Annotated in this window: 8 protein-coding genes; 5 read left to right on the top strand and 3 right to left on the bottom strand. The window is 46.0% G+C overall.

Translation table 11 applies throughout. From position 1 onward, the window contains the following. Positions 1 to 89: 89 nt before the first annotated feature. Together INR79_RS26365 and malT are read right to left on the bottom strand one after the other, a co-directional pair. A complete protein-coding gene (locus tag INR79_RS26365) occupies positions 90 to 782 on the bottom strand; it encodes a hypothetical protein (RefSeq protein WP_262415431.1) in 693 nt (230 codons plus the stop codon). Between the two features lie 25 nt (positions 783 to 807). Then, a complete protein-coding gene (gene malT, locus INR79_RS26360; protein ID WP_223097789.1) occupies positions 808 to 3,519 on the bottom strand; it encodes an HTH-type transcriptional regulator MalT in 2,712 nt (903 codons plus the stop codon). A gap of 634 nt (positions 3,520 to 4,153) precedes the next feature. On the opposite strand from malT, the gene INR79_RS26355 reads away from it, so the two are divergent. The 3 genes from INR79_RS26355 (at position 4,154) to glgB (ending at position 11,536) form a co-directional block, all read left to right on the top strand. Further along, positions 4,154 to 6,613, top strand: coding sequence for a glycogen/starch/alpha-glucan phosphorylase (locus tag INR79_RS26355; RefSeq protein WP_223100326.1), 2,460 nt, complete (start codon positions 4,154 to 4,156; stop codon positions 6,611 to 6,613). Positions 6,614 to 6,701: 88 nt separating this feature from the next. Next, positions 6,702 to 8,888, top strand: coding sequence for a 4-alpha-glucanotransferase (gene malQ / locus INR79_RS26350; protein ID WP_223097787.1), 2,187 nt, complete (start codon positions 6,702 to 6,704; stop codon positions 8,886 to 8,888). Between the two features lie 473 nt (positions 8,889 to 9,361). Beyond that, positions 9,362 to 11,536 (top strand): 1,4-alpha-glucan branching protein GlgB, encoded by a 2,175-nt coding sequence (gene glgB, locus INR79_RS26345; protein WP_223097785.1) that lies wholly within the window; start codon positions 9,362 to 9,364, stop codon positions 11,534 to 11,536. Positions 11,537 to 11,604: 68 nt separating this feature from the next. On the opposite strand, the gene INR79_RS26340 is transcribed toward glgB, so the two are convergent. Beyond that, positions 11,605 to 13,443 carry a methyl-accepting chemotaxis protein gene (locus INR79_RS26340; RefSeq protein WP_262415430.1) on the bottom strand — a complete coding sequence of 613 codons (1,839 nt, stop codon included), beginning with the start codon at positions 13,441 to 13,443 and terminating at the stop codon, positions 11,605 to 11,607. Between the two features lie 679 nt (positions 13,444 to 14,122). Here INR79_RS26340 and INR79_RS26335 point away from each other — a divergent pair. Next, complete coding sequence (locus INR79_RS26335; RefSeq protein ID WP_223097781.1) at positions 14,123 to 15,022, top strand: ABC transporter ATP-binding protein; 900 nt, start codon at positions 14,123 to 14,125, stop codon at positions 15,020 to 15,022. Then, positions 15,015 to 16,022, top strand: a complete 1,008-nt coding sequence (locus tag INR79_RS26330) for an ABC transporter permease (RefSeq protein WP_223097779.1) — start codon at positions 15,015 to 15,017, stop codon at positions 16,020 to 16,022. The genes INR79_RS26335 and INR79_RS26330 overlap by 8 nt, the downstream gene beginning before the upstream one ends. The last annotated feature ends 16 nt before the right edge of the window (positions 16,023 to 16,038 follow it).

The following is a 16,038-nucleotide window of genomic DNA, read 5'->3' as shown; positions in this document are numbered from 1 at the left end:
CTCTATAGCTCAACTTCTTCCCAATTTGGATTTGAATGCACTTCACAAAAGTAAAGATGAGTTGAGTGATTAAAATGAGTTGGAAGGACTTAGTCGGAAACAAATGCCCATCGAAATGCCTGATAGAAAGCATTTTTCCCGTCTTTGCCTACTGTCAGTCCATTACTTGAAATTATGTGCTCAATTGGCCAAGTCAACACTTCCTGAATCGATGCTCTTAGGAGAGACATTCTTTCGAATTGAGTTCTGTCAGAAAAGGGAAAAACAATGCTTTTACCGGCACCCAAAATAACGGTAACCAGGCGCTGAGGTAAGGGTAGATGGGGTTGGTTGGCTAAAAGCAAATCTGGCAGGATTAACGTTCGGCTTTGCGGATCGCAAAAAATTACCTTTCTGGGTAACTTTGAGCCTAACAGAGAGGTTTGAAGCAGTTCACCTTGTAACGATTTATGAGTTTGTGAGGAGAGTGCATCATCGAAATGCAGATCCGAACGCTGCTGAATAACTGTTGGTGTGGCGAGAAACTGCGCCTCGGAATAGGCAAGCCACCATTCAGACAGTGTAGGGTGATAGGTAGGTGAAGTTATACAGATCTGTTTTATAAGACCAAGATCAGACAGAACCAGTTGCAACTGAGTGGTGAGTTCCACTGGATTAATGATGATAAGCGTCCCGTCAGCGCGCTTAACCACTATCATCCGGTGAAGACAATCAACCCCATGACGACGAATTGTGGTATCGCAATACCACAACCTTTTTGGGTGCCACTCAACTAGCATCATACCTCCTTGTCCGTTTCTTTAGGCTTCATGCGTAGCCCATTAAATGCAAAAGATTTTCGGCAGTTTCTATTGCCTGTTTTCTATTGGCAATCGCCAGTTTTTGGTAAAGGTTGCGAATGTGGGTTTTGATGGTGGTTCCTGCAACGTCCAGCTCCTGCGAGATTTGCTCATTGCTCAAACCAGCATAGATTAGCCCTAGAACCTGCCATTCTCTTTGAGTTAGGGGGCTGGTTCGAACCAGTTCCGGCACATTGGGGTGATTCACCAGTTTCTCTACCAATTGTTCATCAAAATGCACCGATCGGTTTCGGTTCCTGCTACTGATGTCTTTGAGTAGCTGCTGAATACGGTGTTTTTCTAAGTCACCTATTTTGTCGTTGCTGAGCAGTTTTTGCAGCGGCGAGATCAAGATTTCACCTTCGATTAGGTAATACCCAACAAGACCTGTTTGAGTGGTCAGCTTAATGGCTTGTTCTAATGCACTCTCGGCAGAAGCCGAATCGCCTAATTGTATTTGGATAGACGCTTCAACGATCAGGTTGCGGTTTTGGTCGGTGACCAAGTTGGCTTTCAATGCCTCGCTTTGCAAAAATGCCAATGTATCTCTAGCCTTTTCAAGCATATTTAAGCTTGCGTAGGCTCTGCAAATGTTTCGCCACTGAAGCTGGCTGAAGTGGTTTCTTGCGTCAGTCGGGCGATGGACGTTACCAAGCCACTGTTCAATCTCTTGTGTTGCTCCTTTCGCCCGCCAGAAAAGCAACAGTGAAAGTGAAGCATTTGCACTCCAGTCAATGTGGTAATCAGAAAGCTGAATCAGGTGCAAAATTTGATCGACATAGCGCGATGCCTTATCCAGTTCACCTCGTCCAATGGCAATGCGTGCAAGCATAGAGTAGCCATGAAGGTGGTTGCTTTGATCATGTTTACCCAGAACATCCAGACCTCTGTGGACGCAGTCCTCAGCTTCATCCAGTCGGTTCCAGCCCCAAAGTACCTGAGCTCGAATTCTAAGCAAAAATTCGTGAAGCGGAAGCTGGTGTAAATGCTGTTCTTCCACCAGTTTTAATGCGTTGTCCTGAACTTCATAAGCGGCCTGAACGTATCCCTGAGCGATTAGTATTTCACTCTGCTGAAGCAGTGCCCATAAAGCCTGGGGAATGATCTGATACTGTCTCGCCAGCTTTTCGGTCTGCTGCATAAGGGGTAAGGCGCGGTCTAGGTGCCCTAATACGTGATTCACTTCTCCCATAACGGAAGTTGCGACTATTCGGCTGCGATAGGTTGTTGGTGAAAGCTGGCTCAGTGCTAAATCTGCCAGCGTCTGCGCTTTCTCTGGTTCATTCTGATTAATTGCCACCTGTGCGAGTAGGGCATTGACCTGACCCTGATCATTATTGGTGAGCTCTATATTGTTTAACTTTAGCTGTTGCTCGGCTTCTGTAAGCAGTGAGGCGACCCTATCATACTGGTGCTGACTCTGGGCTAGCCACGCACGCAGCAGAGCAAGGCTGGGCTGGCTGAATCTTTTTTCGGGTGGTAAATACTCCAACGCTCGATCAAGTAAAACCAGTTCACCCTTATTGAACATTGCCCAGCCGTGTTTATCCAGTACGTCCACAATCAGATCATCATCTTTCGATTTTAAGGCATGACTCAAAGCCTGATCCGGATTTTTCAATGATAGCCAGGCATGAGCAGCAGAGATATGCAGCTTATTGTCTTGTGCGGGGAGGTGGGTCTGACGCTCGTGACTAAGAAACTCACCGAACAGATTGTGGAATCGATACCAGTTCTGTTCTCCTTCAAGCGAATAGATGAATAGGCCGAATCGATTTAGTGTTTCGATCATTCCAAGCGCGTCTTCCCGGCCTGTTACCTTTGATGCCAGCACATCATTAAACGTATCGAATACGGAGCACTGCATAAGAAACTGGCGGGTTTCTGAATCCAGTAGCTCAAACACCTCTTCGAGTAAATAATCCCAAAGGTGCGTATGGTTGAAATCAGATAAGGTTTCAGCAGACTGCACCAGAGACTTTTTCTGATGTTGAGCCTGTAAGGCAAAGAGCTGTAATGCAGAAGGCCAGCCTTCGACATAATGACGCAATGCGTTGGCGGTGGAGTCGTCAATCCCGTCTGCTACACGGAGTTTGAAAAAGCGAGCGGTTTCTTCGTTGTCGAATGCCAGCGAGTCGTTATCTACTTCGATCATCAGATCGCGAACTCTCAAATTAGCCACACCCAACGGCGGCAGTGCACGGCTGGTTACGACCAGTGTAATGTTGTCTGGCAAATGTTTAAGGAAGAAGCGCATGCCTTCATGGATTTCTTCATTCTCGATACAGTGGTAATCATCCAGAACGACAAAACAGCTTTCTGTAACCTGACTGACTTCAGCAAACACCTCGCTAAACAGGGTCTTAAGGGAGGAAAACTGACGCTTTTCCGCCAGAGACTGAGATTTGCGACAAGCATTGTCGGTTGCGACGTTCAATGCCCGCAAAAAGTAGTTCACAAAGCGAAAGCTCTCGTTGTCGCTGTCGTCGATGCTAAACCAGCCAACGTTTGGCTGTTCTGCCAGCCACTGAGCAGCCATCGTCGTTTTGCCATAACCAGCAGGAGAGCGAAATAGAATCAGTTTGTAGTGCGGAGCCTGTTTCAACAGCTCAAGAACTCTTGGGCGAATAATGGCGTTGTGCAAGCGTTTAGGGCGAGTAAGTTTAGAGGGAATCCACATAATTTTTCTTATTGATGTTTTCTACGCCGGATACTACGAGGAGGGGTTCTCACCATCCTTGATCGATCTCTTAAATCTAAAGATAGGGGATATTCTGGGGAGGACTACGCCTTAATAGTGTGATTTAGATCTTATTTATGGCTCAACTTTCCAGAGGAATTTAATAAGTAAACACATAAAAAGAGAAATTTATCGCTGCGTAAAGTGACAATAACTGCACCGTATTGATTCATTTGTCGAATATAATTTGCGTGGGAGCTACTTAAACTTCTCAATGTAGGTTCTATTGCATTAAAAAGGTGAAGTAAATCACCATCCATGAATCGTTTGCACAAGTTTTGCTCATTGGCTCACCAATATCGTTCGCTCTACTACCTACGCCCTTAATCCTCCTCCTCCTCCTCCTTTCATTCAGGATGATGTTTTGCTCGCGTGTTCGGCTGAAGATAAACAACGCTCCGGTCTTTAGGATCAACAGCCCTTAATACGGAGCAACAAATTTTGAACCCAAGTTAGCTTTCTTGTGCTGAATTTTCGTCCGCGGATGGCTCGACTGATTCAGGTTAGCGGCGTCTGGTAGTCCGATGCGTGAGTAGCTTGGGGGGACATGGAAAACCAACAGCGAGAATTCCAAATGAAGCCGACAGAGCACGTGAATTTCAATAAAGAAGAGTTCAAAAACGCAGTAAAAAAGCATTTGGCTGCCACTTATGCGACCACCGTTGAAAATGCATCAGAAAGAGCATGGTATTTGGCGACAGGTCGAGCGCTTGCAGAATTAACCACATTTGACTTACTAGAGACAGAAAACGACCCAAAAATTAAGAATGCCCGAAGCGTTAACTATCTGTCTCTTGAATTTCTGATCGGTCGTCTTACCGGTAACAATCTTATTAGCCTTGGGCTGTATGACGTTGTCGATGAGGTCGTCAAAGAGTTAGGGCAGAACCTGACTGATATTTTAGAAAACGAACGCGATCCGGCACTGGGTAATGGTGGCTTGGGTCGACTTGCCGCCTGCTTTATGGATTCTTGTGCCGCGCAACAATTCCCGACAGTGGGGTATGGTCTGCATTATGAGTACGGATTGTTTCGTCAGTCTTTTGAAGACTGCCATCAGAAAGAAGCGCCAGATGCATGGGCTGGAGTTGAAGGTTACCCATGGGAAGTCGCGCGTCCGGAACTGGCACAACAAGCCGGATTTTACGGTCACGTGGATGTTTACGTGAATGATGACGGCGTCGAAAAGCGTCGCTGGAAGCCGGGCATGTATGTTCAGGGAATGCCTTGGGATATGCCGATTGTCGGATACCAGAGCCGCACCGTTTACCCACTGAGACTCTGGGAATGTCGCGCAATAGCGCCATTCAGTCTGGAAAGCTTTAATAACGGCGATTACTTTGAAGCGCAGCATGCGCTTATCGATGCCGGAAACGTCACTAAGGTGCTATACCCGAACGACAACCACGAAAAAGGCAAAACGCTTCGACTGATGCAACAATACTTCCATGTACGTTGCTCAATGGCAGATATCCTTCACCGCCATCAGGCGAATGGTCATTCGCTCGAAGACTTACCAAAATACGAAACCATTCAGTTGAACGATACTCACCCAACAGTGGCGATCCCCGAACTGATGCGAGTTCTGGTGGATGAGAGCGATTTTGAGTGGGATGATGCCTGGGCGATCTGTACGAAAACCTTCGCTTATACCAACCACACTTTGCTGCCAGAGGCGTTGGAAACCTGGAGCGAAGCGCTTCTGCAACGCTTACTTCCCCGCCATATGGAGATCATCTATCACATTAATCACCTGTTCCTGCACGATGTGAAAGAGAAGTGGCCGGGTGATGTCGATAAGATGCGCAAACTGTCGATCATTGAAGAAGGTACGCACCGCATGGTTCGTATGGCGAACCTTTGTGTTGTCGGATCTTATGCCGTTAATGGCGTGGCCGCGCTTCACTCTGCTCTGGTAAAGAAAGATCTGTTCCCAGAGTTTAACGAGATGTTCCCCGGGCGTTTGCAAAACGTCACAAACGGAGTTACCCCGAGACGCTGGTTGAAGTTCTGTAATCCAGAATTATCTGATCTGATTACCAGTAAGATTGGGGAAGACTGGATCGTTGATCTCGATGAGTTGAGAAAGATAGAAAAATTCGCAGACGATGAAACCTTCCAGCAAGACTTTATGCGTGTGAAGCAAGCTAATAAGCAGCGTCTGGCAGACTGGGTTAAAGAGAATATGGACATTGAGCTGGATACTAACGCCATTTTCGATGTGCAAATCAAGCGTCTGCATGAATACAAGCGTCAGCACTTGAATTTGCTACATATTCTGTCGCTTTATCACAGATTGCTTAATGATCCGAAATTCGATATGGCACCTCGTGTCGTATTCTTCGCAGCAAAGGCAGCACCCGGCTACCACCTTGCAAAAGAGATCATCTTCGCCATCAACAAAGTGGCTGAGAAAATCAATAACGACAATCGTGTTAAGCACAAATTGAAAGTGGTGTTCATGCCTGATTACCGCGTAAGTATGGCTGAAATTATCATCCCTGCTGCGGATGTTTCAGAGCAGATTTCGACCGCTGGTAAAGAAGCCTCAGGAACCGGAAACATGAAGCTGGCCCTCAACGGCGCACTGACCATAGGTACGATGGACGGAGCAAACGTAGAGATTCGTGAAGAAGTAGGAGACGACAACATCTACATTTTCGGTTTAGAAGTGGATGAGGTTCAGGCATTACGTGAAAAAGGCTACAACCCATACGATTACTACCATGCGGACCATTTACTGAAAGCGTCGTTGGATCTTCTTGTTGGGGACGAATTCACACCGGGGCAACCGGGTCGTCTGGCAGCAACCTATGAAAGCCTATTAGATGGAGGGGACCCATATCTGGTTCTGGCGGACTTTGCTTCTTATATCAAAGCGCATGAAGATATGGATGCGCAGTACCGAGACCAGAAAGGGTGGGCACGCAAAGCGATTCTGAACACTGCGCTAGTGGGTAAATTCAGTTCCGACCGCAGTATTCGAGATTACGTAAACAACATCTGGAAACTGGAAGCAGTAAAACGTTCATAACGCTTGTTGCTGAAACTGTGGATACCGACTTTATCAAGGTATCCACAGTCAGCGAAAAAGAGGGCATAAGTCACCTCCGGAGAAAATAATGAAAGAAGTCCGAAAAACAACGCCAGAGGCTATTAAACAAGTCGCGATCAAAGCGAACATTGCAGAAAAGTACATTAATGCCATGGGGCAGGAAACCGATGTTTCTATTGATACCATTACGCATTTACTAAATTCACTCGGCTACGACGTCTCGAATGACAAGGCTTTGCTAGCATCTGCCGAGAAGAAGCACAAGAAACCGGTTCTCGAACCGATCCTCATTCTGACCGACGATCAGGATGTTCATATTGAACTGAATCTGGGCGCCAGTGCCCGAGAAAGCGAGTTTAGCTGGCGTCTGGAAACCGAAAACGGTGAGATGCTGGAAGGATATCTCCAGTCCCAGATCGTCAGCGACAAGCGAAAATCAGGCGGTCCTTTAGTTTTTGCGCTGCCAAACAACCTGTCGTGGGGTTATCACAAACTTAGTATTACTCGTAAACGTCGAAAAGCACCTTATGAGATGACTCTGGTTATTGCCCCTAAGCGCTGCTACAAACAGGAACCTTTGCTGTGCGGCGAAAAAATGTGGGGACCGAGCGTTCAGTTGTACACCTTAAGAACCTCTCATAACTGGGGAATGGGCGATTTTGGTGACCTGAAACAACTCGTGAGCCAGGTAGCGGAGCGTGGTGGCGATTTCATTGGTCTCAACCCGATCCACTCTCTGTTCCCAGCTAACCCTGAAGGCGCAAGCCCGTACAGCCCATCATCTCGTCGCTGGCTAAACGTTCTTTATATTGATGTCAGTTCGGTTCCTGAATTTGCACTTAGCAGCGACGCTCAGGCATTGGTGGGAAGTGCTGAGTTTCAGCAGAGGCTACAGGAAGCCAGAGAATCCCACTGGGTCAACTATAGTGAAGTCTCGGCACTGAAGATGAGTGTCCTGCCCATTCTCTACACAGAATTTAAACGACGTCACCTTGAGAAAAATACCGACCGTGCGACTGAATTTGTTTCGTTTGTTGATCAAGGCGGACAGAGCTTGTTGCAGCAGGCGACCTTTGACGCCCTGCATGCCTATCTTAAAGAAGATGACAGTGATACATGGGGTTGGCCGGTATTTCCTGAAAAATATCGCAAATACCATAGCCCGGCGGTAAGAAAGTTTATTGTCGACCATGAGGATTTGGTTCAGCTACATCTTTACCTGCAGTGGTTAGCGGACTGCCAAATCAAAGAAGCGCAGTTACTTGCAGAAGAGAAGGGTATGCAGGTTGGATTGTACCGGGATCTGGCGGTTGGTGTCGCGGATTCAGGTTCTGAAACCTGGGCAGATACGGGAGAATTGTGTCAGGACGTCAGCATAGGGGCACCGCCAGATATTCTTGGTCCGCTGGGGCAAAACTGGGGGCTTCCACCGTTGAATCCACAGGAATTGCAAGCGAGAAAGTTCAAGCCATTCATTGAGCTGTTACGAGCAAACATGACTCATTGCGGAGCACTGCGAATTGACCATGTTCTTGGTTTATTGCGTCTTTGGTGGGTTCCTAAAGGGCAAAACGCATCAGAAGGTGCGTATATCTACTACCCAGTGAAAGAGATGCTGGCACTGCTGGCATTAGAGAGTCATCGCCACCAGTGCTCCGTTATCGGCGAAGATTTGGGAACCGTGCCTGATGAAATTGTCGAGTTGCTATCTGAAGCGGGCATTCATTCATACAAAGTGTTCTTCTTCGAAGTGGCGGAAGACGGTGGGTACTTCTCACCTCAACACTATGCTGAGCAGTCGATGTCTGCCCTCTGTACTCACGATATGCCAACCCTGAGAGGTTTCTGGCATTGCGACGACTTAAAAATGGGGGAAGAGCTGGGTTTGTACCCCGATGAAGAGCAGCTTAATAAACTGTTTGATGATCGTCTTCGCTCCAAACAAGAGATTCTGAATAGCGTGGCGTGGCATGGTTACTTACCGGAAGGTGTGGGTCGAGATGCCTCTAAAGTCCCGATGGACAGACACCTGAGTGAGGCGCTTCAAATGCACCTTGCTGCTGGTAGCAGTGCGTTACTCAGTATTCAGCTCGAAGATTGGTTAGAGATGGACAAACCCGTCAATATTCCGGGCACTGTGGATGAATACCCTAACTGGCGTCGTAAGTTGTCCTCTAATCTGGATGACATATTTGCCAAGGATAATATCCATCAGTTAGCAGAACGTTTAACAGAGCTTAGAAAGCAGCGTTAAACAAAAGCCAGTAGCCTGAATGATGTTTTAGGCTAATAGGGTCTGTTAACCTTTCGCGGTTAAATTTTGTTCGAGTTCTATGTGTTTTAATCGCGGCGCAAGGTCTTTAGCTTAGTCATTCTAAGTAAATACCTTGCAACAAAGAGTAAAGGGTATAGACCGGGGACGCCTAGTTGAACCCTTCGGGCAGCATTTGTGGCTCCTTTCTACTGCGTTACCGCTTATTGATGTAGAACGATTACACCGAATAAGCGTTGCCTTGTATAAAGAATCCACAAATGGCTGCAAAAATCAGCTCGAAAGGTTAACAGACCCTAGCATTAATATGCATTGGCTTTCACTTTCTGGCATCCATGCTAGACTGAATCGCTTTCAATATACCTGTGCGGTAACGCTGTCTGATTCAAGCTCAGATGTTATTCATCAGGAAGGAGCTTAACCGCTCACATTTATAATCGTCAGGGGACAAGGCGTTGAATAATAAAACACAATCCAAACAAGCCTATGCCCAACTTTCGCAAGCTGCATTTGCTGATCCATTTTCTTTTCTGGGGCCGTTTAGTCAGGAAGAAGGTATCGCGTTAAGAATCTGGATTCCGGGTGCAGACAATGTTCAGTTGGTATTAGAAGATCAAAACCGCATTCCACTTGAAAGAGAAGAGAAAAGCGGTTTTGTGTTGAAAGGCGACATGAACCTGAACCATGTTCATTATCGCTTAGCGGTTGACTGGTCTGGCACGGAACAGATCGTCGATGACCCATATCAGTATCACGCGTTATACGCAGAGTACGAAGATTTACATACCCCCAAACAGATGTACCATCAGCTTGGTGCTCAGTTTATCTCCCTCGAACGCGGTGGAAAGCAGGTCAACGGGACTCGCTTTTTGGTCTACGCGCCTCACGCCAGTGCGATAAGCATCGTTGGTGTTTTTAACTACTGGGATGGCAGAAGGCATCCACTGCAAAAGCTGGATTACGGTATCTGGGGGCTATTTATCCCTGACCTGCCAGAAGGCACTCAATACAAATTTGAAATGAAAGGTCCCGACGGGGAAGGGCTGCCACACAAAGCCGATCCTTGGGGTTTCCATTCTGAGCAGCATCCATCATTTGCGTCGCTGACTTATGATCACCGCCGATACGACTGGCAGGATGAAACGTGGCAGCAACGCCCGGTCACCCAAAAGCGAAAAGAAGCGCTCTCTTTCTACGAACTTCACGCTGGTTCCTGGAAACGAAACGAGAACGGTGAGTTTCTTAATTATCGTGAACTTGCTGACCAGTTGATCCCTTATCTGGTGGATCTCGGTTACACCCATGTCGAGCTGATGCCAGTATCAGAGCATCCGTTTTACGGATCTTGGGGGTATCAGCCTGTTGGTTTGTTTGCACCAACCAGCCGATTCGGTTCACCGGATGATTTCAAATATTTCGTTGATCAGTGCCATCAGGTAAATATTGGTGTGGTGTTGGACTGGGTTCCTGCCCATTTCCCTTCAGATGATCATGGTCTGGCGAATTTTGATGGTACGCCACTTTTCCACGACCCTGACCCCCGCAGAGGATGGCATCAGGACTGGAATTCATTCATCTATGACATGGGAAAAGAGCACGTCCGTCGCTTCCTGGTCTCTAATGCATTGTACTGGTTTGAACAATTCCACATAGACGGTATTCGTGTGGACGCGGTTGCCTCGATGCTTTATCTCGACTATTCCCGTAGCCACGACCAATGGTTACCTAATATGGATGGTGGAAACGAAAACTACGATGCTATTGCCACTCTGAAATGGATGAATGAGGAAGTGTATAAGCATTTTCCAAACGCCATGACCATTGCAGAGGAATCCACGGCATTTCCCGGAGTTTCCGCTCCCACATTTATCGGGGGGCTGGGATTCGGCTTTAAATGGAACATGGGGTGGATGCATGACAGTCTCTCGTACATTAAAGAAGACCCAGTGCATAGAAAATACCACCACGACACCATCACGTTTCCACTAGTTTATGCACACAGCGAGAACTATGTGCTGTCGCTGTCTCATGATGAAGTCGTGTACGGAAAAGGTTCTATTCACAATAAAATGCCCGGTGATGAATGGCAGCAAACGGCTAACCTCCGAGCGTACATGGGCTATATGTATGGTCAGCCTGGGAAGAAACTGAATTTCATGGGCGCAGAATTTGGTCAGACGGCCGAATGGAACCATGACGATCAATTGCAATGGTTCTTATTGCAATTTGATCGCCACAAAGGCGTGCAGGATCTGACTCGCGACCTGAATTTCCTCTACCGGAAAGAAAAAGCGTTACACGATCAGGACAGTGACCCTGAAGGTTTTGAGTGGCGGCTACAGGATGCCAAAGATGCGAGTATTCTTGCTCATGAGCGAATCAGTGAGTCTGGAGAGCGTATCTTGATTGTCTCCAACTTTACGCCTGTTCCACACGAACGATTCAGGCTTGGTGTTCCCAATGAAGGGGCATACGAATTGGTATTGAACACGGACGACACTAAGTACAACGGCAGTGGGTTTGATGTTCACTCAGTTGTTCAAACGGAAAAAGTGGAAAGTGAAGGGCTGGATCAGTCACTTAACTTACGAATTCCGCCGCTTTCGACGGTGTTCTATAAGCTAAAATAAGTCGCGTTGTAACCAGATGAAAATAAAAGAGCGAGCCAATTGGCTCGCTCTTTCTTGTTTGCGGTATCTTAAACTCGGAATTGACCTAGCAGACGGCTTACCTGATTACCAACTTGGTTCAGGTTCTCTGCTGAGTCTGTGGTTTCCATGGACTGAGTAAGTGTTTTATCGGAGATATCAGACATGGTATTCACATTTACGCTTACTTCATCAGCTGCGGTAGCCTGCTGACCGGCTGCGCTTGAAATCAGACCGATAGAGTCGTTGATTTGCGCGATAAAGCCGTCGATGGAAGTCAGTGCTTCTTCAGCAGACTGAACTTGAGCAGCGGTTTCTTCTGCATTTGAGCGGCTCTTCGTCATTGCCTGACTCGCACTTTCAGAGCGTTGTTGCAAGCTGACGATGATGTTCTGAATTTCTTCTGTCGATTCCTGCGTTCTGGATGCCAGAGAGCGAACTTCATCAGCTACCACCGCAAATCCACGACCCTGTTCACCTGCACGAGCAGCCTCGATAGCGGCGTTCAGTGCCAACAGGTTGGTTTGTTCTGCAATGCTTCTGATAACATCCAGAACTGTACCAATCTGCTCACTGTCTGAGCGGACTTGCTCTACTGTGTCACTAGCGTCAGAGATTTGCTGAGACAGACTTTGCATCGAAGTAGCTGCTTCCACCACAACGCTTGTACCTTGTGATGCTGCTTCAGCAGTAGACTGTGAGAGTTCAGCGGCTTGCTGAGCGCTGTTGCTCACTTCTTGAGCACTTGCTGACATCTCTGTCATCGCAGAAGCTGCCAGTTGAGCCTGAGATTGCTGCTCACGCACTTCCTGTTGCGTACTGCTTGCTTTCACTGTCAACTCTTGCGCAGAGGTAAGCATGCTGGAAGAGGCGGTGTTCAGTTCAGTGACGGTTTTTTGAAGTTTCTCAGCAAACGTATTGTAGTTACTCGCCAGCAATGCCAGTTCATCGCTGCCATTTACAGGGATACGAATGGTCAGGTCACCTTCACCCTGTGCAATGTCTTTGAGCACATCGTTAGTAGACTGAATTTTGCTGGTAATGGCTCTTGTCACCACAAAAGAGACGAGAATACCAACAATCACCGCCGCTGCCGCTAGCATGAACAGCAATGATGTTGATGTTTCGGTATTTGATTTGGCGTGATTGGCAGCGTCGCCCATCGAACCACCTATAGAAGCTCTAAGTTCGGCAACCTTGAGCGCAATTTGAGGACCTACAGTATCTAAAATCTTGATACCATCGTTTCGGTCATAAATCATTTGCGAGACGCTATTTGCAGCAGTCTCATACTGATTTAATAGCTCCTTGGCTTCAGTAGTTAGGCGACGACGCTCTGGATTCTCAAGCGTTCCGAGTAGTGTGTCTAACTCTTTCTCTGAAGCATTGAACTCTTTGTTGAAGCGTTCTACCTGTGCAGGCTGGTTTTCAACCAGGAACTTGGATACGTAAAGACGGGAAAGTAAAAGAGCACGTATCGCACGTCCGGCATGGTAAGCCGCCACGACATCACCGTCGCGTTTAGCTGTGTCCATTACCTTGGTCAGTTTACGTTCAATCTGTGGACCATTAGCATTGAGAGTACCGTTAACAAGTTCGTTACGGCTGTTCATATTGGAGACCACTGTACCTTTGAATGTGGAAAGGTAAGTCGACTTCATTTCTTCAATGGCTTTCAACATTTTTACCCGCTCAGGATTTTGAATCTCTTTGTAAGCGCGAGTCATGTCTTCAGTCCATAGCGCGGTTTGTTGATCGAATTTATCAACAAACTCCTGTTTCCCCGTTTTTATAAAGTTCTTTACCGTTAAGCGCAGGCCGTAAACACTGTCAGTTACTTCCGCTGCTAGCTCAGTATCTGGGGCTAAATCAAAGGAAATCTTATTCATATCCTGTGACAACCCATTTAGCAGATTTGAGCTCACTACAGCGATGGCTATTAATATAGCAATCAGCACAGCCGGCGTTATCGATAATTTTTTAGCAATAGAAATATTGTCCAAACCCATTGTCTTTTCTCCGTAAAAGATAAAGCCGCATTTATTATTCTTCTAATAACTAAAGTAGCAAAAAATGGAACATTCAACATAAAATATGAAAAATATTCTCTGAATAATGGAATAAGCGTCTACATATCATTAGCTTATGATATAAGTTGTATGGAAAGCAATCTAATAGTGGAAAAATATCAAGATTGAGCTAGCTGAAATAATAATCATACGTAAACCAAAATATGAAAATATATTAACAGAATGATTTTTTCCTATAATTTCGGCGTTATTAATTGTGCTTTTGTATGAAATAACGTTCGCTATATTTACCGAATGATAGTACCCAACAACATCAAAAACGAGTCAAGGTGTATTGTTTTCATAAAAGTTTATTTCATTTAAAGGTCATGACTTATTCAAGCAAAATACCAATAATAATCATTCGACCTGAATTAATTCGAGATTTTGTTTAAAACATACCTCAGCGCAATCTTTAGCCTGTGATTTGCAAAGAGACTTGGGTATATACTGGTTCAACTCATAAGAAAAACCTGGAAGACAGTGGGCAGAAAACCATATGGAATATCAAATAGAAGCGGTATCGCTGCATAAGCGATTCAAATCTGTTGTTGCCGTTGAAGAGGTCAGCTTCGGTGTAAGGCAAGGGACATGTTTTGGCTTACTGGGTCCAAACGGAGCAGGGAAAACGACGACTCTGGAAATGCTGGAAGGAATAATGCAGCCTACAGGCGGCGAAATTCGATATCGCGGTAAGCCCATCACTAAAGACGTGTATCACCGACTTGGCATCCAATTTCAAAATACGGCATTGCAGGATTACCTTACAGTAGAAGAAACACTCAAGATGTTTGGCGCGTTTTATAGCCGTTCCATGCCTTATGACGAGTTAGTCTCCTTATGTCAGTTATCGGATTTTGTTTCTCAGGATCACCGAAAGCTTTCAGGCGGGCAGAGGCAAAGGCTGCTTCTGGCATTAGCACTCATTAACGGCCCAGAGCTGATCTTTCTGGATGAGCCAACGACGGGGCTCGATCCCCATAGCCGACGCTTATTCTGGGATTTGGTGAATAAAATCAAAGCTAATGGCAAAACAGTGTTGCTTACCACGCACTACATGGACGAGGCACAATACCTGTGTGATGAAATAGCCATTATGAACAAAGGCAGCATCATTGCGATGGATACGCCGGACAACCTTTTGACTCAGCATTTCTCTGGCGCACTTATCAGCCTGCCAGAATCGCATACCGCTAATGCCTCTCTGAATGGCGAGTCGGTGCATTATTCGGAAGGGCGCTGTTTTATTCAGTCAGAAAACGTAGAAAAAACGCTCACAAACTTAATGTCATCCAATATTTCTCTGGAAGGTTTGCAAGTTAAATCCGCAAATCTGGACGACCTGTTTATAAAGCTGACCGGGCACACGCTAATAGAAGAGGAAAGCGAAAATGTTTAGCCGATTTTTAGCCGTGCTTGTCGCACGAAATTATGAGTTTATGCGAGATCGAAGTGCATTGGGTTGGAATTTGGTTTTTCCAATATTAATGGTGATTGGTTTTGCGTTTGTCTTTTCGGACGAAAATAAGGTTTTGTATAAGGTGGGTGTAATAAATCTGTCACATGAAACTTCGACACCATTTCAAGAATTGAAATATTTAGAGTTTATAGAATATAAAGACGGTAAAAATGCTGAGCTTAAATTGCAACAACATAAGATTGACCTGTTGGTTGATTTTAACCAGAAAGCATATTGGATAAATCAATCCTCTTCGAGTGGATACATTGTTGAAAAATTACTCTTAGGACAACAACCTAAATTTATAAAATACACAATAGACGGAAAAGCCATTCGATATTTAGATTGGGTAGTTCCAGGTATTTTAGGTGTAAATATGATGTTCTCGTGTTTGTTTGGTGTTGGATATGTGATTGTTCGTTACCGGAAAAACTCGGTACTAAAACGGCTCAAGGCGACACCTTTGAGAGCTATCGAGTTTTTGTCTGCTCAGGTTTTGTCCCGTCTCGTCATAGTTATGTTTATCAGCTCAGGTATATTCCTAGGTAGCCACCTGATTTTCGATTTCTATATGCTTGGTAGCTTTTTTACTCTGTTTCTGGTGGCATTCCTTGGAACGTCTTCCATCATCTCTCTTGCGTTGTTAATTGCCTGCCGTTCTGAATCTGAAGAATTCATCGGGGGAATGCTCAATTTGATTTCCTGGCCAATGATGATGCTATCGGGTGTTTGGTTCTCACTTGAAGGCAGTCCTCAGTTTATTCAGGAAATGACCAAGATTTTCCCGTTGACGCATATGCTGGAATCCGCCAGAGCAGTCATGCTGGATGGCGCAGGAATCGCAGATATATGGGGGCACCTTGTAACGCTTGCTCTGATGACGGTTGTCTTTCTTCTTGCTGGAGCTTACTTCTTCAAATGGCAGGGAGAAGCCCGTTAACGCTTCATTGATACGT

It is taken from the genome of Vibrio sp. SCSIO 43132 (genome assembly GCF_019904195.1).
Taxonomy (GTDB): domain Bacteria; phylum Pseudomonadota; class Gammaproteobacteria; order Enterobacterales; family Vibrionaceae; genus Vibrio; species Vibrio nigripulchritudo.
Note: the sequence above shows the minus strand (reverse complement) of the source record. Positions and strands in the feature narration are given on the sequence as shown.

Bases quoted from the DNA above. Each gene is read 5' to 3' on its own strand.
- INR79_RS26335 (WP_223097781.1), top strand. From the start codon at position 14,123: ATGGAATATCAAATAGAAGCGGTATCGCTGCATAAGCGATTCAAATCT.
- INR79_RS26355 (WP_223100326.1), top strand. From the start codon at position 4,154: ATGAAGCCGACAGAGCACGTGAATTTCAATAAAGAAGAGTTCAAAAAC.
- malT (WP_223097789.1), bottom strand. From the start codon at position 3,519: ATGTGGATTCCCTCTAAACTTACTCGCCCTAAACGCTTGCACAACGCC.
- malQ (WP_223097787.1), top strand. From the start codon at position 6,702: ATGAAAGAAGTCCGAAAAACAACGCCAGAGGCTATTAAACAAGTCGCG.
- INR79_RS26365 (WP_262415431.1), bottom strand. From the start codon at position 782: ATGATGCTAGTTGAGTGGCACCCAAAAAGGTTGTGGTATTGCGATACC.
- INR79_RS26330 (WP_223097779.1), top strand. From the start codon at position 15,015: ATGTTTAGCCGATTTTTAGCCGTGCTTGTCGCACGAAATTATGAGTTT.
- INR79_RS26340 (WP_262415430.1), bottom strand. From the start codon at position 13,443: ATGAATAAGATTTCCTTTGATTTAGCCCCAGATACTGAGCTAGCAGCG.